Source organism: Bradyrhizobium sp. LA2.1 (assembly GCF_040547725.1).
Lineage (GTDB): Bacteria > Pseudomonadota > Alphaproteobacteria > Rhizobiales > Xanthobacteraceae > Bradyrhizobium > Bradyrhizobium barranii.
Window position 1 is genome coordinate 131,413 of the sequence record NZ_JBEPQI010000018.1, and the last position, 26,207, is coordinate 157,619.

The window sequence follows — 26,207 nt, forward strand, 5'->3', positions numbered from 1 at the left end:
AAAACGTGGGGGGCCAACGCCATTTTCGGGAGGAACGCCATGGACCAGCCCCTGGATAAGTCCCCGGCGGGCGCCCCGCTTCGGGCCCTCAACGAGGCCTTCCACGCCATGGTCGCGCGGGCGCGGGCCGAGCCTGCACCTGACCTGGCCGAGCGGCTCGACCGGCTGGCGCGGCTGCGCACTGTTGTCGCCGACAACGAGGAGCGTTTCCGGCAGGCGATCTCGGCCGATTTCGGCCACCGCTCGGCCGTCGAGACCACCATCGCCGAGACGATGCTGGTGTTCTCCGAGATCCGGCATGCGACCAAGCACCTGAAGAGCTGGATGGCGCCGCAGCGCGTGGCCACCGCGCTGCAATTCCTGCCCGCGCGCAACCGCCTGATCCCGCAGCCGCTCGGCGTGGTCGGCATCATCGCGCCCTGGAATTATCCGCTCCAGCTCACGCTTGCGCCGGCGATCGGCGCGATCGCTGCCGGCAACCGTGTCATGATCAAGCCGAGCGAACTCTCGCCGCACTTCTCAGTGCTGCTGAGGGAGACGGTGGCCGCGAAATTCGATGCCACCGAACTACTGGTGACAGGCGTCGAGGACGAAATCGCAAAAGGCTTCGCACACCTCCCCTTCGACCATCTCGTCTTCACCGGCTCGACCCGGGTCGGCCGGCTGGTCGCGGAGGCCGCCGGGCGCAATCTCACGCCCGTGACGCTCGAGCTTGGCGGCAAGTCGCCGGCGATCATCGACGCCTCCGCCGATCTCGAGGAGGCGGCCGAGCGCATCGCCTACGGAAAGCTGCTCAATGCCGGGCAGACCTGCATCGCGCCGGACTATGTGCTGGTGCCTGAGCGCTCGTTGCAGGCCTTCGCCGAAAAAGTGCGCGCGCAGATGCGGCGCATGTTCGGCACCGATCCGGCCAACAAGGACTACACCTCCGTCATCTCCGACCGGCACTATGCGCGGCTGGAAAATCTCGTCGCGGACGCCGCCCAGCGCGGCGCAAAGATTTTGCAACCGGCGAAGGCGGACGACCCGAACTGGAAAGCACACCGCAAATTCCCGCCGACGCTGATCGTCGGCGCGACCGAGGCGATGGCGGTGATGCAGGAGGAGATTTTCGGCCCCGTTCTGCCGGTGCTGGGCTATCGCGATCCGGCGGAGGCGATCGCTTTCGTCAACGCCCGCGACCGGCCGCTCGCGCTCTACTGGTTCGGCAAGGATCGCGCCGCCCGCGACGACGTGCTGTCGCGCACGATCTCCGGCGGCGTCACCGTCAACGACTGCCTGTTCCACTTCGCGCAAGCCAACCAGCCGATGGGCGGCGTCGGCGCATCCGGCACCGGCGCCTATCACGGCGAATGGGGCTTTCGCACGTTCAGCAAACTGAAGCCGGTGTTTTATCGCTCCAAGTTCAACCGCCTCGCCGACCTCTATCCGCCCTACGGCGGCAAGATCGCGCGGCTGGAGAAGTTGATGCGGTTCATGTCGTAGCTTTCAGTCATTGCGAGCGAAGCGAAGCAATCCAGAATCCCGCCGCGGGGACAGTCTGGATTGCTTCGCTTCGCTCGCAATGACGAGAAGAAAATGCAGAGGGGGAAACATCAGTGACTGACACATTCGACTTCGTCGTCGTGGGCGCGGGCTCCGGCGGCTGCGCGGTGGCGGGGCGGCTGTCGGAGGATCCGGCGACATCCGTGGCGCTGCTCGATGCCGGCGGACGGAACGACAATTGGCGGATCACCACGCCATTCGGGCTTGCCCTGCCGTACAGCGCGGCCAATTGGGCCTTCGATACCGTGCCGCAGAAGGGATTGAACGGCCGCATCGGCTATCAACCGCGTGGCAAGGGCCTCGGCGGGTCCTCGGCGATCAACGCCATGGTCTATATCCGCGGTCATCGCGCCGACTACGACCATTGGGCCGCGCTCGGCAATGCCGGCTGGTCGTATACGGACGTGCTGCCCTATTTCAAGCGCTCGGAGAACAATTCCGATTTCGACGGCGAGTATCATGGCAAGGGCGGCCCGCTGCATGTCAACAGACTGCGCTCGGACAATCCGATCCATGACGTCTTCCACCAGGCCGCGCGCGAGGCACAGTTCCGCATCCGCGAGGACTTCAACGGCGAGGACCATGAAGGACTCGGCAGCTACCAGGTGACGCAGCACCATGGCGAGCGCTGGAGCGCGGCACGCGCCTATCTGCATCCCCACATGGAAAAGCGCGCGAATCTGCGCGTCGAGACGGGGGCGCAGGCCACGAAAATCCTGTTCGAAGGCGGGCGCGCGGTCGGCATCGAATATGTGCAGGGCAAGCAGACGAAGCAGCTGCGCGCCCGCCGCGAGGTGATCCTCGCCGGCGGCGCCTTCCAGTCACCGCAGCTATTGATGCTGTCGGGTGTCGGCGATGGCGATGCGCTTGCCGCGCATGGCATTGGCGTCGCGCATCATTTACCGGGCGTCGGGCGCAATCTGCAGGACCATCCGGATTTCGTGTTCGTCTACGCCTCCGACTATCCGCACTTCGTTCATTCATCACTCGGCCGGTTGCCATCCCTGCTCCGTGCGATCCAGCGGTATCGCCGCGAGCGACGCGGCCTGATGACCACCAATTTCGCCGAATGTGGCGGCTTCCTGAAGACCAGGCCCGACCTCGCGGTGCCAGACATCCAGCTGCACTTCGTCATCGCGATGCTCGACGACCACGGCCGCAAGAAGCACAAGGAGGCGGGCTTCTCGTGCCATGTCTGCCTGCTCAGACCGAAGAGCCGCGGCAGCGTCTGGCTGAAGAGCGCCGATCCGCTCACTGCACCCATGATCGATCCGAACTTTCTGGGCGAGGCGGAAGATCTCGAGTCGATGGTCGCGGGCTTCAAGACCACGCGGCGGCTGATGGAGACGCCCGCGCTGCGCGCGTTGCAGAAGAAGGACATGTTCACGTCGGATGTGAGAACGGACGACGACATCCGCGCCATCCTGCGCAATCGCGTCGACACCGTCTATCACCCCGTCGGCACCTGCAAGATGGGCACCGATGCGATGTCGGTGGTCGATCCGAAGCTGAAGGTGCACGGCATCGAGGGCTTGCGCGTCGTCGACGCCTCGATCATGCCGACGCTGATCGGTGGCAACACCAACGCGCCGACCATCATGATCGGGGAGAAGGCGGCGGATATGATCAGGGCGGAGGTGCGTGCGAGTTAGCGCGACGCCGCCACCCAATTCTCCGCCGTCGTCCCCGCGACCGAGGGGATCCATAATCACAGGGAGATGTTGTGGGGCGAGATGGCAACTCCGAGTCTTCGCCAAACATCTCCCTGGGGTTATGGGTCCCGGGCTCGCGCTACGCGCGCCCCGGGACGACAGTGGAGCTCAATTCAGCAGGAATCCACCGTCGACAGTGATGACACTCCCCGTCATATATCGCGACGCCTTCGAGGCCAGCAGCAGGATCGCGCCGTCGAGATCGGACTCGGCGCCGACGCGGCGCTGCGGGATGCGATTGGCCAGGCGTTCGCCCGGCGGGGTAGACCAGAAGGCGTGATTCATTTCGGTGTCGATATAGCCCGGCGCCAGCGCGTTGATCCGGATGTTCTGGCCTGCGAGCTCCAGCGCCATCGCCCTGGTCGCCTGGAGGATGCCGGCCTTGGAGATCGCATAGGGCGACACCGCCTTCAGCACGCCGGTGCCGAGCACGGAAGCGATGTTGACGATGTTGCCTTCCTGCTTGCGCGCGATCATGCGGCGCGCGACTTCGGTCGCGAGGAAATAAGCGCCTTTCAAATTGGCGCCGATCACGGCGTCCCAATCGGATTCGGTCTGCTCGGTCGCGAGCTTCTCGATGGCGATGCCGGCATTGTTGATCAGCACCGTGATCGGACCGAGCGCGGCTTCCGTGGCATCCACAGCCCTCGCGATCGATGACATGTCAGTGACGTCGAGCGCGACCGCGGCAGCGCGGCCGCCCTTGCCGCGGATCTCCTCCTCCAGGCTCTTCAGCTTGTCGGTCTGCCGCGCCGCGAGCGCGACGGCCGCGCCATGGGCCGCCAGAACCCGGGCAAATTGCCGCCCCAGCCCCTGGCTCGCGCCCGTCACTAGGATGGTTTCTTGACTGACGTCGAATAAGTCTGACATGACGCTTGCCTTGAGTGTTTTCCCTGAGCTTTGGAGCCACCAATACAGACGATTTTAACGATCTGAAACCGGAATGATCGGTCCGGCGTTCATTCGTTCCATTGACGCAAGCGTTCCATCGAGGCAGGCCTGACGCTCATGAACAGTTTCGATCTCGCGGTCTATGCGGCACTCGCCGTCGCGATCGGCTTCGGTTTCAGGACTGGCCTGCTCGGCAGCGCCATGACCATCCTCGCCTATCTCCTGGCCGCTCCCATCGCCGTCGCGCTGATGCCGCTGATCGTGCCGCAGGTCGCGAGCAATCCGAACGCGCCGCTGCTGCAAAACTGGATCTGGTTCTTCGGCATCTTCGTGGTCGTCGGCATGCTCCTTGGATATATCGGTCGCCTCGCGCTGAACGACACGATACGCGAAGCCGGGATCGGCGACCGGCTCGCCGGCGCCGCACTCGGCGCCGTCAGGGTCGGCCTCGTCGCCACCACGCTGGTGCTGGTGTTCGACCAGATCGTGCCGGCCAACCGCCAGCCGCCGTTCCTCGCCGGCTCGCATCTGCGGCCGCTGTTCTCGGCGGCCGGCAAGATGGGCTTCAAGACATTGCCGCCGGAGGCCGCCGCGGCGATCGACCGCCTCAAGCAGGAACGGCGCATCTAGCTTATTGTCTGGGCATGATCTTTTCGGAAAACCGCTGCACACTTTTCCGGATCATGCCCGCACATTTGCATCGCCGCGCGACCGCGCCATGCATTTTGACGCGGCCCCCTCCCTTATCAGCGGCGCCACGATTGGCTAGAGTGCGGCCCGTCTAAAACCTGCCTGACATTACGGGAGTGAAACAGTGGATCTTGGGATCAAAGGTCGCCGCGCCATCGTCTGCGCATCCAGCAAGGGCCTCGGCCGCGCCTGCGCCATCTCGCTGGCGGAAGCCGGCGTTGACGTCACGCTGACTGCGCGCGGCGCCGAAGCCCTGAAGAAGACGGCCGACGACATCCGCAAGGCCTATCCGAGCGTGAAGGTCACCGAGATCGTCGGCGACATCACGACGCCTGCGGGCCGCGAGGCCGTGCTGAAGGCCTGCCCCGAGCCGGATATCCTCATCAACAATGCCGGCGGCCCGCCGCCCGGCGATTTCCGCAACTGGACCCGCGACGACTGGATCAAGGCGATCGACGCCAACATGCTCACGCCCATCGAGCTGATCAAGTCGACCGTCGACGGCATGATGGCGCGCAAGTTCGGCCGTATCGTCAACATCACCTCGGCGGCGGTGAAGGCGCCGATCGACATCCTCGGTCTCTCCAACGGCGCGCGCGCCGGCCTCACCGGCTTCATCGCCGGCCTGTCGCGCAAGACCGTGATCAACAACGTCACCATCAACGGCCTGTTGCCGGGTCCGTTCGAGACCGACCGCCTGACCGGCACCGCGAAGGCCGAGGCCGACAAGCGCGGCACGACGCCAGAGCAGATCCTGGCCGAGCGAGCAAAACTCAACCCGGCCGGCCGCTTCGGCCAGCCCGACGAGTTCGGCTATGCCTGCGCCTTCCTCTGCGGCGCCAAGGCCGGCTTCATCACGGGCCAGAATATCTTGCTCGACGGCGGCGCCTTCCCCGGAACGCTGTGAGAGCGGTCTGGTACGAGCAAACAGGACCGGCCGTCGACGTCCTCACCTATGGTGAGATGGCGACGCCGGTCGCGGGTCCAGGCGAGGTTCGCATTCGCCTGGAGGCCTCCGGCGTCAATCCGGCCGATGTCGGCCGGCGCGGCGGCAGCTATCGCGCGATGGAATTTTCGCGCGTCATTCCGAACAGCGACGGCGCGGGTTTCGTCGACCAGATCGGCGACGGCGTAACGCGCTTCAGGGTCGGCGACCGGGTCTGGCTGTTCAACGGCCAGCGCAACGGCCGCGCCCTCGGCACGGCGGCCGAATATATCGCGCTCGCCGAGCAGCTGGTGACGCCGCTGCCGGATCATCTTTCCTTTGCGGAAGGCGCAACGCTCGGCATCCCCGCGATGACCGCATGGTGCGGCCTGTTTGCGGATGGGCCGATCGTCGGCAAGACCGTGCTCGTCACCGGCGGCGCCGGCGCGGTTGGCCATTATGCCGTGCAGCTCGCCAAATGGGGCGGCGCGCAGGTGATCGCGACAGTCAGCTCGGCGATGAAGGCGGAGCAGGCCCGGCGCGCGGGCGCCGATCTCGTGGTCAATTACAGGGACGAGGACGTCGTTGCCAAGGCGAAGGCGTTCACCGGCGGACGAGGTGTCGATCGCGTGGTCGATGTCGATTTCGGCGGCAACATCGCGACGACGTTGAAGCTGATGACGCTCAATTCGACGATCGCCGTCTACGCCACCAACGGCAACCGCACACCCACGGTGCCGATGCGCGAACTGATGGAGAAGTGCATCACGCTCCGCTCGCTCGTCTTGTTCGCGCTACCGCCCGCGCTGCTTGCGGCGGCGCAGGCCGATATCACGAAATGGCTGGCGGCAGGGCCGCGCATTCACAACGTCGCGGCGCAGTTCGCGCTATCGGATACCGCGCAGGCGCATCTCACGGTCGAGAAGGGTGACAAGCTCGGCACCGTGATCGTCGACTGCGCGCGATGACGACTTAGGATACCGGCGTGGTCCGCTCGTCGGTCCAATCTATGCCGAGCTCGTCCATGCCGTCGGCGAGCAGATCGCCCAGCATCGGCTCGCCCAGCAGATATTGCACCGTTTCGCGACGCGGGTTCTTGTATTCACCGCGCGCCTCGGCGGCGCGGGCACGCAGATCGTCCCACTCCTCCACTTCGCCATCGCCGCGGCCAAGCCACATCAGCGTGACGAGGTCGAGCTGCTCGTCCTCGTTCAGCGCGCGGATGAAACCGAACAGCTCGGCTGCGACCGGATCGGAATTGGTGTCCTCGAGCACGTCGATCTCGTCATCATCAGAGGGATTGGAGCCCGAGTCGGGGTCGGACGCCGCCTCCTTGACGTCGAATTCGCGGGCCTTCTCGATGATGAAGGCGACCTTCTCGGCGGAAATGGCAAGCTCTGGCATCGTCGCTCTCTCTGGCTGTCTCGGGGTTCCCCCGATAACGCAACATCGCGACAGATGATCCATTGCGTTCGACGGCGGAAGGCCGCATCTTTCGCGAAAGCAAGAAAATTGGGATCGCCGCATGCCGTGGACCGTGGGCAAGGTCAAAATCACCAAGATCGTGGAAATGGAGACGGTCGGCTCGACCCGCTTCATCCTGCCGGCCGCGACCAATGACGAGATCCAGAAGCTGCCCTGGCTGATCCCGCATTTCGCCACCGAGGAGGGCCGGCTGAAAATGTCGATCCACTCGCTGGTGGTGGAGACGCCGACGCGCCGCATCGTGGTCGACACCGGCCTTGGCAACGACAAGCAGGGCCGCGGTGTCCCGGTCTGGAATAACCGCAGCACGCCGTTTCTGGAGACCATGACGGCAGCGGGCTTTCCCCCTGACAGCATCGACACCGTGCTGTGCACGCATCTTCATGTCGACCATGTCGGCTGGAATACAAAGCTCGTCGATGGCAAATGGGTGCCGACTTTCCCCGGGGCGCGCTACCTGTTCGGCAAGACCGAGTATGAATATTGGCGCGACTATACGGCCGAGCCGGACAAGGTCGCGGTGTTCAACGATTCCGTGAAGCCGGTCGTCGATGCGGGCCTGACCGAGTTGATCCCGAGCGACCACCGGCTCTGCGAGGAGATCAGCGTGATCCCGACCCCCGGCCACAGCCCCGGGCACATGAGCGTCCTGATCGAATCCGGCGGCGAACAAGGGTTGCTCAGCGGCGACGTCGCCCATCACCCCTGCCAGATGGCGCATCTCGACTGGTGCTCGGTCGTCGACACCGATACCGCCCAATCGGCCGCGTCGCGGCACAAGGTGTTCTCGCGCTTTGCCGATACCCCGACGCTGGTGATCGGGGGGCATTTCTCGGCCGGGCACATCAAGCGGGACGGGGATGCGTTCAAATTTGTGGCGCTGCAATCGTAGGGTGGGCAAAGCCACCGGGTCGCGCGAATGCGCGCCCGATGACAGGCTCCGCGTGCCCACCATACCGGGCCATCAAAAAGAATTGGTGGGCACGGCGCTCCGCGCCTTTGCCCACCCTACAAAGGAAGGGCTGCAATGCGCCCCACTTTGAGCGGTTGAATTTCCCGCCGCCCTGTTCCATGAAGCTATTTAACCGATCGGTCCATCTCCAGGGAGAAACGAGAATGAAGCTTGTTCGTTATGGCGAAAAGGGTGCGGAAAAGCCCGGCCTGATCGACAAATCCGGCCAATTGCGCGACCTGTCGGCGCATGTGAAGGACCTGACCGGTGAGGCCTATTCACCGGAATCCCTGAAGAAGCTGGCGGGCCTTGACCCGGCCTCCCTGCCCGCCGTCTCCGGCAAGCCGCGCTTCGGCGCGCCCGTCACCGGCATCTCGAAATTCGTCGCCATCGGCCTCAACTACAGCGACCACGCCAAGGAAACCGGCGCCGCGATCCCGACCGAGCCGATCATCTTCATGAAGGCCAACACCTCGCTGTCCGGTCCGAACGACGCGGTCGAGAAGCCGCGCGGCTCGACCAAGCTCGACTGGGAAGTCGAGATCGCCGCCATCATCGGCACCCGCGCCAAGTATGTCTCTGAAGCCGATGCGCTGAACTACGTCGCCGGCTATTGCGTCTGCAACGACGTCTCCGAGCGCGCCTTCCAGACCGAGCGCCTGGGTCAGTGGACCAAGGGCAAGTCACACGACACCTTCGGCCCGGTCGGCCCGTGGCTCGCCACCAAGGACGAGATCAAGGACGTCCAGAACCTGTCGATGTGGCTCGACGTCAACGGCCAGCGTCGCCAGACCGGCTCGACCCAGACCATGATCTTCTCCATGGCCAAATGCGTCTCCTACGTCTCGCAGTTCATGACGCTGTTGCCGGGCGACATCATCACCACCGGCACCCCGCCCGGCGTCGGTCTCGGCATGAAGCCGCCGACCTTCCTCAATGTCGGCGATGTCGTCACGCTCGGCATCGAAGGCCTCGGCGAGCAGCGCCAGGAGATCGTGGCGGCGTAAGGCCTCCGCCCTCTCCCCGTCATTGCGAGGAGCGAAGCGACGAAGCAATCCAGACTATTTCCACGGAGACAGACTGGATTGCTTCGCTTCGCTCGCAATGACGATAACCAACTGCCGGTCACCGCGTAGGACATTTTCCGATGAAACTCTCCTTCTCTGCCGCCTCGCCCTTCGCCCGCAAGGTGCGCATCGCCGCGATCGAGCTCGGGCTGATCGACAAGATCGAGCTGACGCCCGCGACCGTCGCGCCGGGCACGGTCAATGAGGATTATTCGCGCATCACGCCGCTGAAGAAGCTGCCGGTGCTGATCACCAATGACGGTGACGTCATTTTGGATTCCTACGTGATCGTCGAATATCTCAACGAGATGGCGGGCGGCAGCCTGATCCCCGATTACGGCCCGCGGCGCTGGAAGGCCAAGACCAATCACTCCCTGATCAACGGCATGCTCGATTCCATGCTGCTGTGCCGCTACGAGAAGATGGTGCGGCCGCAGGGCCTGCAATGGCAGGCGTGGTCGGACGACCACTGGAACCGGGCCTGGACCGGCATGGCGCGCTTCGAGAACATGCCCGAAGTTTTGAACGGCCCGTTCGACATCTCGCAGATCGGGCTCGTGTGCGTGCTCGGCTATGCCGACTTCCGCTTCGCCGATTGCGGTTGGCGCAAGGCCTATCCGAAACTCGACGCCTTCCACCAGAAGATGCTGGAGCGCCCCTCGGTCAAGATCTCGGTGCCTCCAGCCGCCTAAAGCGCGATGAACATCATCGCGCTTTAGGATTGTTGTTTGAGCATGATCTTGTCGGAAAACCGCTGCACACTTTTCCGGATCATGCTGTACAGCGGGAGTTCTCATGAGCCTGAAATACGAGGTCGGCGATCTCACCATCCATCGCGTCATCGAGCAGGAAACCTCGTTCGTGCCGGCGCTGGAGATGCTGCCGGGACTGACGCCTGAGGTCCTAGCCGAGAACCGGGCATGGATGCGGCAGGCCAAGGCGCTGGACGAGCAGGACGTACTGCTCCTGTGCTTCCAGTCCTATGTGGTGAAGACACCGCACCACACCATTTTGATCGACAGCTGCATCGGCAACGACAAGCCGCGCCCGCAGCGGCCGAAATGGAACATGAAGACCGACGATACGTACTTGCGCGGACTCAACGCCGCCGGGTTCGCGGTCGACGACATCGATTTCGTGATGTGCACGCATCTGCATGTCGACCACGTCGGCTGGAATACGCGACTTGATAACGGCCGCTGGGTGCCGACCTTCCCCAAGGCGCGCTACGTCTTCGCCAAGCAGGAATTCGATCACTGGTCCGAGCAGAACGCGAAGGCGGAGATCCCGCCCTTCGCCGACAGCGTGCTGCCGGTGGTCGAGGCCAGGCGCCACGAGCTGGTCGGCAACGATCATCAGATCGGCGATCACGTCCGCATCCTGCCGACGCCGGGACATACGCCCGGCCATATCGCCATCACGATGGGCCGCGGCAAGGACGACGCCGTGTTCTCCGGCGACCTCATGCATTCGCCGCTGCAGACGCTTTATCCGGAGCTGTCGATCAAGTTCGACGTCGACCCGGCCGCGGCGGCGAAAACGCGCCGCAGCTTTCTGGAGCGCTATTGCGACACCGACACGCTGTGCTGCACCGCGCATTTTCCCTCACCGTCGGTGGGGAAGATCAGGCGCAAGGGCAGCGCGTTCGTGTGTGCGGCGGTGTAGCGCGCGGCAATCGCCCGGCTTCCGTCATGCCCGGGCTTGTCCCGGGCATCCACGTTCTTACAATCAACGGCAACAAGAACGTGGATGGCCGGGACAAGCCCGGCCATGACGAGGAAACAAAAAATGGCCGACCTCCCCGACGTCCCTCTCCCCGCCGGCATCCGCTCCCGTTACGTCGACGGCATCAACGGCTTGCGCATGCACGTGCTCGAAGCCGGCTTCGAGACCAAGGGGCGGCCCAGCATCCTCTTGCTGCACGGCTTTCCCGAGCTCGCCTTCTCCTGGCGCAAGGTGATGCCGGCGCTGGCCGCGGCCGGTTATCACGTGATCGCGCCGGACCAGCGCGGCTATGGCCGCACCACGGGATGGACCGCGGATTACGACGGCGATCTCACGCCGTTCTCGCTGCTCAACCTCGTGCGCGACGCGCTCGCCCTGGTGTCGGCGTTCGGCTACCGGCAGGTCGATCTCGCCGGGCATGATTTCGGCAGCCCGGTCGCGGCCTGGTGCGCCATGATCCGGCCCGACGTGTTTCGCTCGGTGACGCTGATGAGCGCGCCCTTCGGCGGAGCGCCACCGATGCCGTTTGGTACGGTCGATGTGCCGGCAAAGCCTGCAGTCGAAGACCCCGTGCATCGCGAGCTCGCCGCGCTGCCACGCCCGCGCAAACACTATCAATGGTATTACGCGACGCGCCCGGCCAACGCCGACATGCAGCACGCGCCGCAGGGCGTGCACGATTTCCTGCGCGCCTACTATCACCAGAAGAGTGCGGACTGGATCGACAACAAGCCATATCCGCTGAAGTCGTGGTCCGCGGGCGAACTCGCAAAACTGCCGACCTACTACGTGATGGACGCCGGCGAGACCATGGCGGAGACGGTTGCGAAGGAGATGCCCTCGCCGGCCGCGATCGCCGCCAACCAATGGCTGCCGGACAGCGACCTCGCCTATTACAGCGCCGAATACGGCCGCACTGGATTCCAGGGGGGCTTGCAATGGTACCGCTACGGCACCTCGGGCATGCTCAACAGCGAGATGCAGCTGTTTGCGGGCCGCAGCATCGATGTGCCCTCGTGCTTCATCTCGGGCAAGCAGGATTGGGGCACCTATCAGCGCCCCGGCGTGTTCGAGGCGATGCAGGGGCGCGGATGCACGAAGATGCTCGGCTGTCACCTCGTCGACGGCGCCGGCCATTGGGTGCAGCAGGAGCAGCCGGCCGAGGTGAGCCGCCTGCTGCTCGAGTTCCTCGCAAAAGCCGCCTGATTTGACCCGGGAACCCCGGCGCCTTATATAGTTTAGAATAATTCTAAACTATCAAACAGGGCCGCCGTGAAGAGTTTTGCCGAACTGACCGAGCGCGAGGTGCTTGCGGTCGCGATCTCCTCCGAGGAGGAGGACAGCCGCATCTACATGACCTTCGCCGAGGACTTGCGCGAGCGTTACCCGGACACGTCGAAGATTTTCGAGGAGATGGCCGAGGAGGAACGCGGCCACCGGCATCGGCTGCTGAAACTCTATGAGGAACGCTTCGGCCAGCACCTGCCGCCGATCCGCCGCGAGAACGTCAAAGGCTTTCTGCGCCGCCGCCCGATCTGGCTGACGAAAAACCTGCCGCTCGACACCATCCGGAAAGAGGTCGAGACCATGGAGCTCGAGGCCGAGCGCTTCTACGCGCGGGCCGCCGAGCAGGCCGAGGATGTCGGCGTGCGCCGCCTGCTCGGCGATCTCGCCGAGGAGGAAAAGCATCACGAGAACCGCGCCGTTGCGCTGACCGACGAGATCCTGAAGCCGGACGTGCGTGCCGAGGAAGACCGCACGCGACGGCGAATGTTCGTGCTGCAATATGTGCAGCCGGGCCTCGCCGGCCTGATGGACGGATCGGTCTCGACGCTGGCGCCGCTGTTCGCGGCGGCCTTCGCCACCCACCAGAACTGGCAGACGTTTCTGGTCGGCCTCGCCGCCTCGATCGGCGCCGGCATCAGCATGGGCTTTGCGGAGGCGCTGTCCGACGACGGCTCGCTGACCGGGCGCGGCTCGCCCTGGCTGCGCGGCATCACCTGCGGCGCGATGACGACGCTCGGCGGGCTCGGCCATACCCTGCCTTATCTCGTCCCGGACAGCTGGCCGAACGCATTCTGGATCGCGACGGGAATCGCCGGCGTCGTCGTGTTCTTCGAATTGTGGGCGATCGCCTTCATCCGCGCGCGCTACATGGACACCCCGTTCCTCCAGGCCGTGTTCCAAATCGTGCTCGGCGGCGCGATCGTGCTGGCGGTCGGGATCTTGATCGGGGCGGCGTAGACGCTCCGCACTCACTGTCATCGCCCGCGAAGGCGGGCGATCCAGTACGCCGCGGCTTCGCGATTCCATCACAACCGTCTCGGAGTACTGGATCGCCCGGTCGAGCCGGGCGATGACACCGACGTTGGTGTATGGCCGCCCCCCGATGACCACCAGCGAGGCATATCAATCGCGATCAAACGGCGGTTGCGGCATTCGGTCAAACTGCGCATCATCCCATCAGTGAAGCGCAGGAGCATGTCGTGGCGAAATCGGAATGGAGTTACAAGAGCGCGGTCGAGCTGTCGGCCGCGTTGACCGCAAAGAAGGTCTCCGCGGTCGAGCTCACGCAGGATGCGATCGATCGCATCGAACGACACGACGGCAAGGTCAACGCGATCTGCGTCCGGGATTTCGACCGCGCGCTGAGCGCCGCGCGGGACGCGGACGCGGCGCGGGCGCGCGGCGAGCGGAAGCCGCTGCTCGGCCTCCCAATCACCGTGAAGGAATCCTACAACGTCGCCGGCCTGCCCACGACCTGGGGCATTCCCGCGCAGAAGGATTTTGTCGCAAAGGAAGACGCGCTGCCAGTCACGCGGGTGAAGGACGCCGGCACCGTCATCGTCGGCAAGACCAACGTGCCGCTCGGGCTCGGCGACTGGCAGAGCTACAATGACATCTACGGCACCACCAACAACCCCTACGATCTCGGCCGCACTCCGGGCGGCTCGTCCGGCGGCTCCTCCGCGGCGCTCGCCGCGGGCTATGGCCCGCTGTCGATCGGCTCCGACATCGGCGGCTCGCTGCGTGTGCCGGCGTTCCATTGCGGCATCTATGCGCACAAGCCGACCTTCAGTCTCGTCGCCATGCGCGGCCACACGCCGCCGCCGCTGCCGCCTTTGCCGTTCGAGCGCGATCTCTCGGTGATCGGCCCGATGGCGCGCAGCGCCGCCGATCTTTCGCTTGTGCTCGACGTGATGGCCGGGCCCGATCCGATCGACGCTGGCCTCGCCTACCGGCTCGAGCTACCGGCGGCGCGCCACACGGCATTCAAGGATTTCCGCGTGCTGGTGATCGATACCGATCCGGTGCTGCCGACCGACACCGCCGTGCGCGGCACGATCAACCGGCTGGCCGACAATCTCGCCAAGGCTGGCGTCAAGATCGAGCGCAGCAGCCCGCTGCTGCCGGATTTCGCGGCCTCCTCGCGGCTCTATATGCGCATGCTGATGTCGTTCCTCGGCTCGACCTTCGCGCCGGATGTCTACGCCGGCGCCAAGGCAGCCGCAGCGGCGTTGCCAGAGGGCGACAACAGCTTGGCTGCCGAACGGCTGCGCGGTATCGCGCTCAACCATCGCGACTGGCAGGCGGCAAATGCCGGGCGCACGCGGCTGCGGGCGCGATGGCGCGAGCTGTTCAAGACGTTCGACGCGGTGATCTGCCCGGTGATGCCGACGGCGGCTTATCCGCACGACCATTCGCCGGACCAGGAAACCCGCCGCATCAAGATCGACGGCAAGGAGCACGTCTATCCCGACCAGCTCGCCTGGCCCGGCATCGCGACGCTCCCTGGCCTTCCCTCGACCGCGATCCCGACGGGCTTTGCGCCCGATGGCCTGCCGATCGGCGTGCAGATCGTCGGCCCGTGGCTGGAAGACCGCACGCCGCTCAAGCTCGCCGAGCTGATCGAGCGCGAATTCGGCGGGTTCGTGCCACCGAAGACGTTTGATGATTAGTGCCGCCGCGTCATTGCGAGCGAAGCGAAGCAATCCAGTCCGCGGAGAGATTCTGGATTGCTTCGTCGCTTCGCTCCTCGCAATGACGGAGTAAAACAATATCGGAATTCCGGGGCCGCGCTCGGCGCGCCCGGAATGACAGGGAGGACAATGCCATGAGCCAAGACCTCGACCAGCTCACCGCGCTCAACCACGACTATGTCGCCTCCATACAGAACTGCGACGTTAGACGCTTCGACGAAATCCTCGCGCCGGAGTTCTTTTGCTCCAATCCCGACAAGACATTGGTCGATCGCGCAGCCTTCCTGGAGCAGACGGCACGGCCGATCGCGATCCGCAATCTGCATGCGCATGATGTCATCATCCGCATCATGGGCGATTTTGCCATCATCCACGCAGCCACCAGCTACACCACCGCCGACGGCCAGCAGGCGACAGGGCGGTACACTGATTGCTGGACGAAGAAGAACGGGACGTGGCTCGCGGTATCAGCCCACGTGTCGCGGTGAGTTAGGCAAGCCATCCTCACACTCTGCTGTCATGCCCCGGCTCGACCGGGGCATCCAGTACGCCGCGGCAATAGTCGGTTCACACAGCTTCCGTCGCGGAGTACTGGATCGCCCGCTTTCTCGGGCGATGACACCGTCATTGCGGTTGCTAGCTATCAAACACAATCACGCTGCGCAGCGTCTTGCCGGCCTTCATGTTGGCAAAGCCCTCGTTGATCTCGCTGAGCTTCAGCTTGGCCGAGATCCAATCCTCGAGGTGCAGCCGGCCGCGCAGGTAGAAATCAACCAGCCTCGGCATGTCCACGCGAAAATGGTTGGAGCCCATCGACGAGCCCTGGATCCTGCGCTCGCGCAGGAAGTCGAAGCCGTGCAGCTCGATCTTCTGACCGAACGGGATCATGCCGACGATGGTGGCCGTGCCGCCGGACGCCAGCATGCCAAAAGCCTGCTCCGCGGTCTCCTTGCGGCCGAGCACCTCGAAGGAATGATGCACGCCGCCATTGGTGAGGTCGCGCACCTGCTTCACGACGTCGCCGTCGGTGGGATTGATGATGTCGGTCGCACCCAGCTTGGTCGCAAGCTGCAGCTTTGCCGGATTGGTGTCGATGGCGATGATGCGCCCGGCGCCGGCGATCTGCGCGCCGTTGATCGCGGCCATGCCGACACCGCCACAGCCGATCACGGCCACGGTCTCGCCGGCCGTCACCTTCGCCGTGTTCACGACCGCGCCGTAGCCGGTGATGACGCCGCAGCCGATCAGCGCGGCGAGATCGAGCGGCATCTCCTTGCGGATTTTGACGATGGCGTTCTCGTGCACCAGCATCTGCTCGGCGAACGACGAGAGGTTGAGGAACTGGTGCAACTTCTCGGGCTTCGACCATTGCATCCGGTTGGAGGCGCCCGGCAACAGCTTTACGGTGGTGTCGGTGCAGAGCACGGTGCGGCCCGTGGTACAGTTGTCGCAGGTGCCGCAGAACACCGACAGGCACGTCACGACGTGATCGCCCGGCTTCACATAGGTGACGTCGGAGCCGACCTGCTCGACGATGCCGGCGGACTCGTGCCCGAGCACCGCGGGCAGCGGATGCGGATACAGGCCTTCCATGAAGTGCAGATCGGAGTGACAGAGGCCGGCGACCGCCGTGCGGATCAAAACCTCGCGTGGGCCCGGCTTCGGCAGGCTGACATCCTCGATGACCAGCGGCTGATTGACTTCATAAAGGACGGCGGCCTTCATCGAGCACTCCCTATCGCTTCTTTTGGTTTGAGCGTGGAGTGCAGCCTACGCTGCCAGAACCAGTTCGCCAACCTCGCTCATGCCGGCGTCGCGATCCCCGAGCAGCAGCGCTGCGATCTTCGCTTGCGCGGCATTTTCCGTCAGCCGGAACGGATCGCTCGGCGCCACGCGATGGTCGATCACCAGCCGCGACAGCAGCAGCCGGCGCGCATCGCCGCGCATCTCGTTGATGCGATGCGCTTCCCAGGCGAGCGCGACCGCGCTTGCGACGTGATAGAGCAGGCTGGTCGCGCGGCGCGCATCGGCCTCGTTCTCGGAATTGCCCGCGACCTCGCGCGCGAAGCCGACGGCGCGATCGACCAGACCGCGCAAATTGTCGCGCCAGGCCTGCGGGACCGACACGCTATCATCGAGCCGCGCATGCAGATCGGCTGATAGCGCGGATTCGGCGCCGTGGCGGCCGACCGCGCGCCGGAGCGCATCGATGGCGACGATGTTGCCGGTGCCCTCCCAGACCGAGCCGAGATGCGCATCGCGCAGCAGGCGGGGCGTGGCGAATTCCTCGATATAGCCGATGCCGCCGCGCATCTCGAGCGCGTCGCCGCAGACTTTTCGCGCATCGCGCGTCGCACGGAATTTCAGCGTCGGCGTCAGGATGCGCAGGAGCGCGGCTGCATCCTGGCTTCCGGCCTCGGCGCGGTCGAGCGCGTCGGCGGTCAGAAAACTCATCGACAGCGCCTGCTCGACCGGCAGCATGATCTTCAGCATCTGCCGGCGGCCGAGCGGCAGATCGATGATGCGCTTGCCGAACACCACGCGGTTCTTCGCCACCGTCATCGCGTCATGATAGGCGCGGCGCATCAGCGCGGTGGATTTGACGCCGTTGGAGAGCCGCGACGAATTGACCATCTCGGCCATCTGCACGAAGCCGCGGTCGAGCTTGCCGACCGCATAGGCGATCGCGCCTTCGAGCTTGATCTCGCCCGAGGCCATCGAGCGGGTGCCGAGCTTGTCCTTGAGGCGCACGATCCGGTAGTGGTTCTGCGAACCGTCGTCGAGGAAGCGCGGCATCAGGAACAGGCCGACGCCGCGCGTGCCGGGGCCGGCGCCTTCGGGGCGCGCCAGCAGCATCACGACCTTGGCATCGGCGTTCGAGCAGAACCATTTCTCGCCATGGAGGCGCCAATGGTCGCCCTCCTGCACGGCGCGCGTGGTCAGCGTACCGACGTCGGAGCCACCCTCCTTCTCGGTCATGAACTGGCCGCCCTGGGTCAGCTTGCTCATGTCGGTCTGGGTCAGGCCGTCCAGATATTTCGCCTTCAGCGCCTCGCTGCCGAAATTCGCCAAGAGCTTTGCGCAGCCGTCGGTGACGTTGATCGGGCAGCCCATGCCGAATTCGGTCTGGTTGAACAGGAAGGTGAAGGCGTGCTTGGCCACGACGGGATATTTGTCGGGCCAGCCCATGATGCCCTTGCGGATCGAAAGCGCGTGGATGCCGAACTCGCCGAACGCGGCATTCTCTAGCTCGCGATAGGCCGGGTGATATTCGATCCATTGCATGTCGCGGCCGAACTTGTCGCGCTGGTGCAGCACCGGCGTGTGCCGGTCGGCGAGCCGCGCGCAATCGTCGAGATGGCCACCGGCGAGTTCGCCGAGGCGATTGAGATGCGGCTCGATGTGGCGGAACAGCGGGTCCGGCAGATGGATACGCAACAGATCCGTTAGCGCCGGATCGGCGCGATAGAAATTCATGCCTGATGTATCGGGCGCCAGCAGACCGGATGGTGCGGCCGCGACACTTTTTGGCTCACCTGTGACCGGCTTGTGCATGATCGTCCTCTTCGTTCCCACCCGACGGCAATTCTTATCGCTTGCCGCTTGGGATGATGTCGATCATGCTCCAGTCGCAAAGGCGGATAAAGCCGCAAATTGTCAGGGAGGCATGATCGCCGTGAAGGAGCAATTCGCTCTGCGGAATTATGATCGACCTGGCTGGTTGTCCGCACGGCGGATGCATAGATCAGCGGCTTCCCGTCTCCGAGAGATCACGCCATGGAACATCCGAAATACAAGATCGCCCTCATCGTTGGCGCCGGCGAAGGCCTGAGCGCCTCGCTTGCTCGGCTGCTGTCTGCGCAAGGCATCCGCGTCGCGCTGGCCGCGCGCAAGATCGAGAAATTAGGCGCGCTCTGTAGCGAGACCGGCGCCAAGGCCTATGCCTGCAACGCCACCGAACCTGAGGAGGTCGAGCGGCTGTTCGGCCTGGTCGAACGCGAGATCGGCACGCCCGACCTCGTCGTCTACAACGCCAGCGGCCGCACGCGCGGGCCGTTCGTCGATCTCGTCCCGGCCGATGTCGCGCAGGCGATCTCGATCAGCGCCTATGGCGGCTTCCTGGTGGCGCAGCAGGCGGCCAAGCGCATGCTGCCGAACAAGCACGGCGCGATCCTGTTCACCGGCGCCTCGGCGAGCGTCAAGGGCTATGCGCAGTCGGCCTCGTTCGCGATGGGCAAGTTCGCGCTGCGAGGGCTGGCGCAGAGCCTGGCGCGCGAGCTCTCGCCGCAGGGCATCCACGTCGCGCATTTCGTGATCGACGGCGGCATCCGCAGCGCGGCGCGCGCGGAGCCGGCCGACAAGCCGGATTCGATGCTCGATCCCGACGCAATCGCGCAGAGCTATTGGAACGTGCTGCAGCAGCCGCGCAGCGCCTGGAGCTGGGAGCTGGAGCTGCGGCCGTGGGTGGAGAAGTTTTAGACGCGCTGCCGTAGGGTGGGCAAAGGCGCGCAGCGCCGTGCCCACCGCCGTGAATGAACAAACAGATGGTGGGCACGCTACGCTTTGCCCACCCTACAAGGGCGGGAAACATGACCACGGAAACCACCATCGATACCGGCACCAATGAACTCCTCTGCGTCATCCGCGACCGCGTCGCGGTCATCACGCTGAACCGGCCGGAGGCGCGCAACGCGTTGTCGGACACCTTGACGCCGGCACTGCGGACGATGATCCGCACCTGTGGCGAGAGCCCCGATGTCGGCGCGCTGTTGATCACCGGCGCGGGCGCGGCCTTCTGTGCCGGCGGCAACGTCAAGGGCATGGGCGCGCATCGCGACCCGAAGAAGCTCGAGATGTCCTTTGACGACAAGGTCGCCGATCTCCAGGAACGGCAGCGGCTGCTCACCGGCGCGCTGGTGTCGGTGCGCAAGCCGACCATCGCCGCCCTGCCCGGTCCCGCGGTCGGCGCCGGGCTCGCCATCGCCATGGCCTGCGACATCCGCATCGCCGCGCAATCGGCCTTCGTCGCCACCGGCTACGCCCGCATCGCGCTGAGCGGCGACTACGGCATCGCCTGGCTGCTCACCCGGCTGGTCGGCACCGCGCGAGCCCGCGAGTTGCTGTTCACCGGCGATCGCGTCGACGCCGCGCGCGCCGAGACAATCGGCCTCGTCAACCGCGTCGTGCCCGACGACAGGCTGCAAGACGAGGCCTTTGCGCTGGCCAAATCGCTCGCCGAAGGCCCGCGCCTCGCGCTGCGCTACATGAAGGACAATCTCGACGAGGCCCTGCTGTTCGATTTCGAGACCGCCCGCGACCACGAAGCTGGACGGCTGATCCGCCTGACCACGACCGCTGATCACAAGGAAGCCGTGCAGGCCTTCATCGAGAAGCGGAAAGCGGTGTTCACGGGGAAGTAGGGGCCGCGGCGGGCGCCCTCGCAAAATCCACGAACGCGCGCAGCGCTGCCGGCAATTGGCGGCGGCTTGGGTAGTACAGGAAGAAGCCGGGATAGGCCGGGCACCAGTCGGCGAGCACGCGCACCAGCTTGCGCTTGGCCAGCAGCGCTTCGACCTGCGCCTCAAACACGTAGGCGAGCCCGATGCCGTCGAGTGCTGCATCCACCATCAGGTCCTGGTCGTTCATCGTCAGCGGTCCGGTGACGTCGATCGCGAGCTCGATGCCGCCGCGCTCGAATTCCCAATGATAGAGCGCGCCTGAGGTGAAGCGATAGCGGATGCAGGGCAGGCCTTTCAGGTCGCGCGGCGTGGTGGGCGGCTTGTGCGATTTGAAGAACGCGGGCGTGCCGACCACGGCAAAGCGGTGCCGCGGGCCGATCGGCACCGCGATCATGTCAGCGGCGATGGTTTCGCCGAAGCGGACGCCGGCATCGAAGCCGGCCGCAACCATGTCGATCAGGGCGTCGTTGATGACGATCTCGACGCTGACGTCGGGGAACGCTTTCAGAAAGCGCGTCACGATCGGAAGCAGCACCAGCTGCGCGGACTGGCGCGCGGCGGTGAGGCGCAGCGTCCCGGCGGGCTTGCCGCGGAAATTGTTGAGGTCCTCGAGCGCGTCGTCGATGTCGCGAAAGGCCGGCGTGATGCGGGCAAACAGCCGCTCGCCAGCCTCGGTGAGCGCGACGCTGCGGGTGGTGCGGTTGACGAGGCGCAGGCCGAGCCGCTCTTCGACATTGCGCAAAGCGTGGGACAGCGCCGATGGCGTGACGCCAAGCTCGGTCGCCGCCGCGCGAAAACTGCGGTGGCGGGCAATGGCCAGGAAGGTCGCGAGGTCGGACGGGTCGATCCGCATTGATGAATTATTCTCAGCAGCTTGCAAAGCATATAGCGGATTATCTCAGCTATGGCGAGCCGCTACACCTTGCCCATCGGCTCCGCACACCGCCGGGCCAAAATGGAAAGGGCAACATCATGCGTGTCTGGTTCATCACAGGAGCATCCCGCGGATTTGGCGCGTTGATCGCCGAGGCCGCCTTGAAGGCGGGCGATGCCGTGGTCGCGACCGCGCGCGATCCGTCCACGGTCACCACGCGCCTCGGCACGCACGAGCGCCTGCTGGCCACCCGGCTCGACGTCACCAGCGAGGCCGAGGCGCATGAGGCGGCGGGCCAGGCTGTGAAGCGCTTCGGGCGCATCGATATCCTGGTCAACAATGCCGGCTACGGCCTGCTCGGCGCGATCGAGGAGGCCAGCGGCGCTGAGACGCAAAAACTGTTCGGCACGAATGTGTTCGGCCTGCTCGGCGTCACCCGCGCGGTGCTGCCGCATATGCGCCGCCAGCGCTCGGGCCACGTCATCAACATCTCGTCGGTCGGCGGCTACACCGGCTATCCCGGCTGGGGCGTCGATGGCGCGACCAAGTTCGCGGTCGAGGGAATCAGCGAAGCGCTGGCCGGCGAAGTCGCGCCGCTCGGCATCAAGGTCACCGTGGTCGAGCCCGGCTTCTTCCGCACCGACTTCCTCGACGACACCTCGCTGTCGCGCACCGCGCAGGTGATCGACGACTATCACGAGAGCGTCGGCAAGACCCGCGCTCACGCCGTCGAATTCAACCACGGCCAGCGCGGCGATCCGCGCAAGCTGGCGCAGGCCTTCCTGACGCTGGTCGATGCCAAGAACCCACCGCTGCGCCTGCCGCTCGGCAGCGACACGGTGGAGCGGATCGAGGCGAAGAACGCATTCGTTGCGCGGGAGCTGGCGGGATGGCGATCCGTCGCAACCTCGACCGACTTCACCAATGACGGCGCTTGAGCGAAGGCAAAAAAAGGCCCGGCTCTGGATGACCAGGCCGGGCTCGTAGTGGTGTCAGGCCGAGGCTGAGGGGCTGTCGGCCTGACGGGAAAGGGCGGCGAGGCGCCAGCTCGCGCAGGGAATGTCTTTCGGTGCGACGGCGATCTCCTTGTCGAAGCGCACCAGCTTCCAGTCGTCGGGATGATTGACGAAAGCGAAACCGGATTTGCGGGCGAGCGAGATCATGGTCTCGTTGGAGCGCAGCGTGTCGCCGAACATGTGCTCGGCACCAAGAGCTGCCGCGCGGCATTCGAGATTCTTCATCAGCGCGGTGGCGATGCCGTGGCCCTGCCAGCGGTCGTCGACCGACAGGCCGAACTCGAGTGTCGAGGTTTCGGCATGGAAGGCGTAGCGCGCCTCGGCGACGATGGTCTCGAAGCCGTCTACCATCTTGGTCGCAACAACGGTGAAGCGCTCGCGCGCGCCGACATCGAGGAATTCGCTCAGCAGACCCTTTGGCAATTCGCTGATCGCACCGAAGAAGCGGTTGTAGCGGGAGCGGGTCGAGAGCGAGCGGAAATAGTGCTGGAGCTCCTCGGTGTCGCGCGGCTCGACGAAGCGGATGTTAATCGCCTCACCCTGCCGGGTGCGCAGCACGTCCGAATATTGCTTCAGATCTTCCAGGCGAAGAGTGCTCATGACACATGCCCTGCGGAAAGAGGGACCGCCGGCGCCCCTGTCATCAGGCGGCGCCGGCCTGGCGGCCAATCAGGCCCGCCAGAAGGGTTTGTCAGCCTCGTAGGCGATGTCGGTCCAGGACAGGCCGACGTCGTGGAGATCGCGGGCCGTCCAGTGGGTCAGTTCGCGGCGGGTCCGGTAGCGCTCGTGCCAGACGTGAAGCGTCTCGCCGATCTGCTGGATGAGGCCGGGCGCATGATGATTTGTCATCGAATTGTGGGTCAAAGTAGACATTTTCAGCTCCTTGAGCTAACTTGACTGCTAATATCTGCTTGCTACCGCGCTGCGACAAACGACAATTTGTACCCCTTCGCATGAAATAACGTCATGCATCCTGCTGCCAGATGACTGCCAGATTGCCCTCCCTGAACGGATTGCGGGCCTTTGAGGCCGCCGCGCGCCATCTCAGCTTCACGCTGGCCGCTTCCGAGCTGAACGTGACCCAGACCGCGATCAGCCATCAGATCCGGCGGCTCGAGGAGGAACTCGGCATCCGCCTGTTCGTCCGGCAGAACCGCGCGCTGGCGCTGACGCCGGAAGCGCGCGACTATTTGCCGGGCGTCCGCGCCGCCTTCAACGACCTCCGCCTCGCCACCGACCGGCTGCTGCGCAAGGACGACGACAAGGTGCTGACCGTCTCGACGCTGGCATCGCTCGCCGCGAAATGGCTGCTGCCGCGGCTGACCGATTTCCAGGAGCAGCACCCCGGCATCGACGTCCGCATCACCACCTCGACCAGCCTCGTCGATTTCCAGCGCGACAATGTCGATGCCGCGATTCGCTATGGCCGCGGTCAATGGCCGGGCCTGCGCGCCGACTGGCTGATGGCGGACGAGCTGTTTCCGGTGTGCAGTCCGTCGCTGCTGCGCGGCGACAGGCCGCTGCGCCAGCCTGAGGATCTCAAAGGCTATCCGCTGCTGCACACCTCCAATGCCAACAGCGATGACTGGCGGCTATGGCTGACGGCGGCCGGCCTTCCGGGCGACATCGCCAGGCAGCCCGGCATCACCTTCGACATGATCTTCATGACCATCCAGGCCGCAATCGACGGCATCGGCGTGGCGATGGGCCGGACCTCCTACGTCCAGGATGACATCGCCAAGGGCCGGCTCGTGGTGCCCTTCAAGATCGCGCTGCCGGCCGATGCGGGCTTCTACCTGGTCGCGCCGGAGGGCCGGCGCGAGGCGCCGAAGCTGGCCGCGTTCCGCGAGTGGATGATCGCTGCAACGCAGAATAAAGCGTGAAAAATCATCAGCTTCCCCGGTGAAATCGATTGACTCGCCGCGCCCCGCGCGAGAGGGGTAGGACAGATTGTCGCAGCCGACAATCTGATGCCTTGCCGTGAAATGAGTTCCGGTCCGGCCGCGCCTTCCAGGGGAGAAACGTCATGGCTGGACCAGCAACCAATCCGCCCGAGATCAAGTCGCGCATCGGCGCGATCCTGCGCGCCACCTCCGGCAATTTTCTCGAGCAGTTCGATTTCTTCCTGTTCGGCTTCTATGCCGCCGCCATCGGCAAGGCGTTCTTTCCCTCCAGTAACGAGACAGCCTCGCTGCTCAACACTTTTGGCGTGTTCTGGCTCGGCGCGCTGATGCGCCCCGTCGGCGCGATCGTGCTCGGCGCCTACATCGACCGCATCGGCCGCCGCCAGGGCCTGATCGTCACGCTCGGCATCATGGCCATCGGCACCGTCGTGATCGCTTTCTGCCCGAGCTATGCGACCATCGGCATCGCGGCGCCCGTCATCGTGCTGATCGGCCGCCTGCTGCAGGGATTCTCCGCCGGCGTCGAGCTCGGCGGCGTCTCGGTCTATCTCGCGGAGATCTCCACGCCCGGCAATCGCGGCTTCTACACCTCGTTCCAGTCGTCGAGCCAGCAGGTCGCGATCTTCGTGGCCTCGATCCTCGGCTTCATCCTGTCCGAGGTGATGCCGGCGGACGTCGTGACCGCCTGGGGCTGGCGCATTCCCTTCTTCGTCGGTTGCCTCATCATTCCCCTGATCTTCATGCTGCGGCGGACGCTCGAGGAAACGCCGGCCTTCCTCGCCATGAAGAAGCACCCGACGGCAAACGAGGTGTTCGCCTCCGCGCTCGCCAACTGGCGCATCGTCATCCTCGGCATGATGATCGCGGTCCTGACCACGACGACATTCTACTTCGTCACCGTGTACACGCCGACCTTCGGCAAGACGGTGCTGAAGCTCTCGACGCAGGACGCACTGCTCGTGACGCTGCTCGTCGCCGTGACCAACTTCTTCTGGAATCCCGTCGGCGGCGCGCTGTCCGATCGCATCGGCCGCAAGCCGGTACTGCTCGCCATCGCCGGCCTGGCGCTCGTCACCGCCTACCCGGCACTGTCCTGGCTGGTCGCCGCGCCGACTTTCGGCAAACTGCTCGCGGTCGAGATGTTGTTCTCGTTCTATTTCGGCATGTACAGCGGCACCATGCTCGGTGCTCTCGTCGAGATCGTGCCGGCGCATGTCCGCACCACCTGCTTCTCGCTGGCCTTCGCGCTCGCCGCTGCGCTGTTCGGCACGTTCACGCCATTCGCCTCGACCTTGCTGATCGACTACACCGGCAACAAAGCCTCACCCGGCTTCTGGCTGATGTTCGCCGCTGCGCTTGGCATCATTGCCGCATCGATCGTCTATCGCGGTGGCCGCCAAGCGGTGACGACGTACGATGCGACCGGTGAAGCGGCGCCGGCGGTGAGCCACTGATGGTCATTCCGGGGCGCCTCGAAGAGGCGAACCCGGAATCCATTTCTCCCAACATTCTTGCGGCACGATGGATTTCGGGCTCGATGCTTCGCATCGCCCCGGAATGACAGTAACCTAAAGCTCCACAACCACGTAATCGCTCTCGACCTTCACCGGAATCGTCTCGGCGACATAGGGCCCCTTCACCACGCTCGCGCCCGGCTCGACATGCGCCTGATAGGCCTTCACGCGGAAGCGGCGGGGGTCGCAATAGGACTGGCCGGTGCGGATGTCGAATTCCCAACCGTGCCAGGGGCAGCGGATGATCTCGCCGAGCTTGGTGTATTCGATCTCGCCGGGTTCCTTTGATTGCGCGAGCCCGATCAGCGGGCCCTCGCACAGCGCCGCGCCCTGATGCGGGCAGCGGTTCATCAGGCCGAAATACTCGCCCTTGATGTTGAAGACCGCAATCGGCCGTCCGTCGATCTCCAGAAATTTTCGCGTGCCCGGCGGAAGCTCATCCACCGCCGCAATCACGTGCCGCGCCAT

Annotated in this window: 26 protein-coding genes; 18 read left to right on the forward strand and 8 right to left on the reverse strand. The window is 65.0% G+C overall.

Going from position 1 to position 26,207, the window contains the following annotated elements; genetic code table 11:
* The first annotated feature begins 39 nt into the window (after positions 1-39).
* On the forward strand, positions 40-1,485 hold the full coding sequence (locus tag ABIB95_RS30420) for a coniferyl aldehyde dehydrogenase (RefSeq protein ID WP_354244795.1): 1,446 nt from the start codon (positions 40-42) through the stop codon (positions 1,483-1,485).
* Positions 1,486-1,598: 113 nt separating this feature from the next.
* Positions 1,599-3,197, forward strand: a complete 1,599-nt coding sequence (locus ABIB95_RS30425; protein ID WP_354244798.1) for a GMC family oxidoreductase — start codon at positions 1,599-1,601, stop codon at positions 3,195-3,197.
* 168 nt (positions 3,198-3,365) lie between these two features.
* Here ABIB95_RS30425 and ABIB95_RS30430 read toward each other — a convergent pair whose 3' ends face one another.
* A complete protein-coding gene (locus tag ABIB95_RS30430) occupies positions 3,366-4,127 on the reverse strand; it encodes an SDR family oxidoreductase (RefSeq protein WP_354244801.1) in 762 nt (253 codons plus the stop codon).
* A 138-nt stretch (positions 4,128-4,265) separates the two neighbouring features.
* Between ABIB95_RS30430 and ABIB95_RS30435 the strand changes: the two genes are divergently transcribed.
* From ABIB95_RS30435 to ABIB95_RS30445, 3 genes are all read left to right on the forward strand, one after another.
* Positions 4,266-4,778 (forward strand): CvpA family protein, encoded by a 513-nt coding sequence (locus ABIB95_RS30435; RefSeq protein WP_354244804.1) that lies wholly within the window; start codon positions 4,266-4,268, stop codon positions 4,776-4,778.
* Positions 4,779-4,962: 184 nt separating this feature from the next.
* On the forward strand, positions 4,963-5,745 hold the full coding sequence (locus tag ABIB95_RS30440) for an SDR family oxidoreductase (protein ID WP_354118769.1): 783 nt from the start codon (positions 4,963-4,965) through the stop codon (positions 5,743-5,745).
* Positions 5,742-6,731 (forward strand): NADPH:quinone reductase, encoded by a 990-nt coding sequence (locus ABIB95_RS30445; protein ID WP_354244807.1) that lies wholly within the window; start codon positions 5,742-5,744, stop codon positions 6,729-6,731. Before ABIB95_RS30440 ends, ABIB95_RS30445 begins: the two co-directional genes overlap by 4 nt.
* Positions 6,732-6,735: 4 nt before the next feature.
* Here ABIB95_RS30445 and ABIB95_RS30450 read toward each other — a convergent pair whose 3' ends face one another.
* Complete coding sequence (locus tag ABIB95_RS30450; RefSeq protein WP_354244810.1) at positions 6,736-7,167, reverse strand: DUF3775 domain-containing protein; 432 nt, start codon at positions 7,165-7,167, stop codon at positions 6,736-6,738.
* A gap of 121 nt (positions 7,168-7,288) precedes the next feature.
* On the opposite strand from ABIB95_RS30450, the gene ABIB95_RS30455 reads away from it, so the two are divergent.
* The 8 genes from ABIB95_RS30455 (at position 7,289) to ABIB95_RS30490 (ending at position 15,460) form a co-directional block, all read left to right on the forward strand.
* Positions 7,289-8,140: an MBL fold metallo-hydrolase gene (locus ABIB95_RS30455; RefSeq protein WP_354244812.1), complete on the forward strand. Its 852-nt coding sequence runs from the start codon at positions 7,289-7,291 to the stop codon at positions 8,138-8,140.
* 224 nt (positions 8,141-8,364) lie between these two features.
* Complete coding sequence (locus ABIB95_RS30460) at positions 8,365-9,207, forward strand: fumarylacetoacetate hydrolase family protein (RefSeq protein WP_071916817.1); 843 nt, start codon at positions 8,365-8,367, stop codon at positions 9,205-9,207.
* A gap of 140 nt (positions 9,208-9,347) precedes the next feature.
* Complete coding sequence (locus ABIB95_RS30465; RefSeq protein WP_028157261.1) at positions 9,348-9,959, forward strand: glutathione S-transferase family protein; 612 nt, start codon at positions 9,348-9,350, stop codon at positions 9,957-9,959.
* A gap of 103 nt (positions 9,960-10,062) precedes the next feature.
* Complete coding sequence (locus ABIB95_RS30470; protein ID WP_354244817.1) at positions 10,063-10,932, forward strand: MBL fold metallo-hydrolase; 870 nt, start codon at positions 10,063-10,065, stop codon at positions 10,930-10,932.
* Positions 10,933-11,055: 123 nt separating this feature from the next.
* Complete coding sequence (locus ABIB95_RS30475) at positions 11,056-12,198, forward strand: alpha/beta hydrolase (protein WP_354244819.1); 1,143 nt, start codon at positions 11,056-11,058, stop codon at positions 12,196-12,198.
* A 66-nt stretch (positions 12,199-12,264) separates the two neighbouring features.
* A complete protein-coding gene (gene mbfA, locus ABIB95_RS30480; RefSeq protein WP_259259316.1) occupies positions 12,265-13,236 on the forward strand; it encodes an iron exporter MbfA in 972 nt (323 codons plus the stop codon).
* 242 nt (positions 13,237-13,478) lie between these two features.
* On the forward strand, positions 13,479-14,951 hold the full coding sequence (locus ABIB95_RS30485) for an amidase (RefSeq protein WP_354244822.1): 1,473 nt from the start codon (positions 13,479-13,481) through the stop codon (positions 14,949-14,951).
* Positions 14,952-15,106: 155 nt separating this feature from the next.
* A complete protein-coding gene (locus ABIB95_RS30490) occupies positions 15,107-15,460 on the forward strand; it encodes a nuclear transport factor 2 family protein (protein WP_354244825.1) in 354 nt (117 codons plus the stop codon).
* 148 nt (positions 15,461-15,608) lie between these two features.
* Here the strand turns inward: ABIB95_RS30490 and ABIB95_RS30495 are convergent, their stop codons facing one another.
* Both ABIB95_RS30495 and ABIB95_RS30500 read right to left on the reverse strand, forming a co-directional pair.
* Entirely contained in the window at positions 15,609-16,697 is a 1,089-nt protein-coding gene (locus tag ABIB95_RS30495) for a Zn-dependent alcohol dehydrogenase (protein WP_063980843.1), read from the reverse strand.
* 45 nt (positions 16,698-16,742) lie between these two features.
* On the reverse strand, positions 16,743-18,527 hold the full coding sequence (locus ABIB95_RS30500; protein ID WP_354244828.1) for an acyl-CoA dehydrogenase family protein: 1,785 nt from the start codon (positions 18,525-18,527) through the stop codon (positions 16,743-16,745).
* Between the two features lie 222 nt (positions 18,528-18,749).
* On the opposite strand from ABIB95_RS30500, the gene ABIB95_RS30505 reads away from it, so the two are divergent.
* Positions 18,750-19,451, forward strand: a complete 702-nt coding sequence (locus ABIB95_RS30505; protein ID WP_354244831.1) for an SDR family NAD(P)-dependent oxidoreductase — start codon at positions 18,750-18,752, stop codon at positions 19,449-19,451.
* A 110-nt stretch (positions 19,452-19,561) separates the two neighbouring features.
* Positions 19,562-20,392, forward strand: coding sequence for an enoyl-CoA hydratase (locus ABIB95_RS30510; protein ID WP_354244834.1), 831 nt, complete (start codon positions 19,562-19,564; stop codon positions 20,390-20,392).
* On the opposite strand, the gene ABIB95_RS30515 is transcribed toward ABIB95_RS30510, so the two are convergent.
* Positions 20,379-21,284 carry a LysR family transcriptional regulator gene (locus ABIB95_RS30515; protein WP_354244837.1) on the reverse strand — a complete coding sequence of 302 codons (906 nt, stop codon included), beginning with the start codon at positions 21,282-21,284 and terminating at the stop codon, positions 20,379-20,381. The genes ABIB95_RS30510 and ABIB95_RS30515 overlap by 14 nt on opposite strands.
* A gap of 119 nt (positions 21,285-21,403) precedes the next feature.
* On the opposite strand from ABIB95_RS30515, the gene ABIB95_RS30520 reads away from it, so the two are divergent.
* Positions 21,404-22,243 carry an oxidoreductase gene (locus tag ABIB95_RS30520; protein WP_354244840.1) on the forward strand — a complete coding sequence of 280 codons (840 nt, stop codon included), beginning with the start codon at positions 21,404-21,406 and terminating at the stop codon, positions 22,241-22,243.
* Positions 22,244-22,297: 54 nt separating this feature from the next.
* On the opposite strand, the gene ABIB95_RS30525 is transcribed toward ABIB95_RS30520, so the two are convergent.
* Both ABIB95_RS30525 and ABIB95_RS30530 read right to left on the reverse strand, forming a co-directional pair.
* Entirely contained in the window at positions 22,298-22,921 is a 624-nt protein-coding gene (locus ABIB95_RS30525) for a GNAT family N-acetyltransferase (RefSeq protein WP_354244843.1), read from the reverse strand.
* A 69-nt stretch (positions 22,922-22,990) separates the two neighbouring features.
* On the reverse strand, positions 22,991-23,194 hold the full coding sequence (locus ABIB95_RS30530; protein WP_063980835.1) for a DUF1127 domain-containing protein: 204 nt from the start codon (positions 23,192-23,194) through the stop codon (positions 22,991-22,993).
* A gap of 110 nt (positions 23,195-23,304) precedes the next feature.
* Here ABIB95_RS30530 and ABIB95_RS30535 point away from each other — a divergent pair, with 110 nt between their 5' ends.
* A complete protein-coding gene (locus tag ABIB95_RS30535; RefSeq protein WP_354244845.1) occupies positions 23,305-24,204 on the forward strand; it encodes a transcriptional regulator GcvA in 900 nt (299 codons plus the stop codon).
* Positions 24,205-24,347: 143 nt separating this feature from the next.
* On the forward strand, positions 24,348-25,679 hold the full coding sequence (locus tag ABIB95_RS30540) for an MFS transporter (RefSeq protein ID WP_071916835.1): 1,332 nt from the start codon (positions 24,348-24,350) through the stop codon (positions 25,677-25,679).
* 114 nt (positions 25,680-25,793) lie between these two features.
* On the opposite strand, the gene ABIB95_RS30545 is transcribed toward ABIB95_RS30540, so the two are convergent.
* The gene (locus ABIB95_RS30545; protein WP_354244848.1) at positions 25,794-26,207 is read right to left on the reverse strand and encodes a Rieske (2Fe-2S) protein; all 414 of its coding nucleotides are present in this window, start codon (positions 26,205-26,207) and stop codon (positions 25,794-25,796) included.

Coding starts and splice junctions, on each gene's coding strand:
- ABIB95_RS30420 (WP_354244795.1), top strand. CDS start 40: ATGGACCAGCCCCTGGATAAGTCCCCGGCGGGCGCCCCGCTTCGGGCC.
- ABIB95_RS30430 (WP_354244801.1), bottom strand. CDS start 4,127: ATGTCAGACTTATTCGACGTCAGTCAAGAAACCATCCTAGTGACGGGC.
- ABIB95_RS30435 (WP_354244804.1), top strand. CDS start 4,266: ATGAACAGTTTCGATCTCGCGGTCTATGCGGCACTCGCCGTCGCGATC.
- ABIB95_RS30450 (WP_354244810.1), bottom strand. CDS start 7,167: ATGCCAGAGCTTGCCATTTCCGCCGAGAAGGTCGCCTTCATCATCGAG.
- ABIB95_RS30455 (WP_354244812.1), top strand. CDS start 7,289: ATGCCGTGGACCGTGGGCAAGGTCAAAATCACCAAGATCGTGGAAATG.
- ABIB95_RS30460 (WP_071916817.1), top strand. CDS start 8,365: ATGAAGCTTGTTCGTTATGGCGAAAAGGGTGCGGAAAAGCCCGGCCTG.
- ABIB95_RS30465 (WP_028157261.1), top strand. CDS start 9,348: ATGAAACTCTCCTTCTCTGCCGCCTCGCCCTTCGCCCGCAAGGTGCGC.
- ABIB95_RS30470 (WP_354244817.1), top strand. CDS start 10,063: ATGAGCCTGAAATACGAGGTCGGCGATCTCACCATCCATCGCGTCATC.
- ABIB95_RS30475 (WP_354244819.1), top strand. CDS start 11,056: ATGGCCGACCTCCCCGACGTCCCTCTCCCCGCCGGCATCCGCTCCCGT.
- ABIB95_RS30490 (WP_354244825.1), top strand. CDS start 15,107: ATGAGCCAAGACCTCGACCAGCTCACCGCGCTCAACCACGACTATGTC.
- ABIB95_RS30495 (WP_063980843.1), bottom strand. CDS start 16,697: ATGAAGGCCGCCGTCCTTTATGAAGTCAATCAGCCGCTGGTCATCGAG.
- ABIB95_RS30500 (WP_354244828.1), bottom strand. CDS start 18,527: ATGCACAAGCCGGTCACAGGTGAGCCAAAAAGTGTCGCGGCCGCACCA.
- ABIB95_RS30505 (WP_354244831.1), top strand. CDS start 18,750: ATGGAACATCCGAAATACAAGATCGCCCTCATCGTTGGCGCCGGCGAA.
- ABIB95_RS30510 (WP_354244834.1), top strand. CDS start 19,562: ATGACCACGGAAACCACCATCGATACCGGCACCAATGAACTCCTCTGC.
- ABIB95_RS30515 (WP_354244837.1), bottom strand. CDS start 21,284: ATGCGGATCGACCCGTCCGACCTCGCGACCTTCCTGGCCATTGCCCGC.
- ABIB95_RS30520 (WP_354244840.1), top strand. CDS start 21,404: ATGCGTGTCTGGTTCATCACAGGAGCATCCCGCGGATTTGGCGCGTTG.
- ABIB95_RS30525 (WP_354244843.1), bottom strand. CDS start 22,921: ATGAGCACTCTTCGCCTGGAAGATCTGAAGCAATATTCGGACGTGCTG.
- ABIB95_RS30530 (WP_063980835.1), bottom strand. CDS start 23,194: ATGTCTACTTTGACCCACAATTCGATGACAAATCATCATGCGCCCGGC.
- ABIB95_RS30535 (WP_354244845.1), top strand. CDS start 23,305: ATGACTGCCAGATTGCCCTCCCTGAACGGATTGCGGGCCTTTGAGGCC.
- ABIB95_RS30540 (WP_071916835.1), top strand. CDS start 24,348: ATGGCTGGACCAGCAACCAATCCGCCCGAGATCAAGTCGCGCATCGGC.
- ABIB95_RS30545 (WP_354244848.1), bottom strand. CDS start 26,207: ATGGCGCGGCACGTGATTGCGGCGGTGGATGAGCTTCCGCCGGGCACG.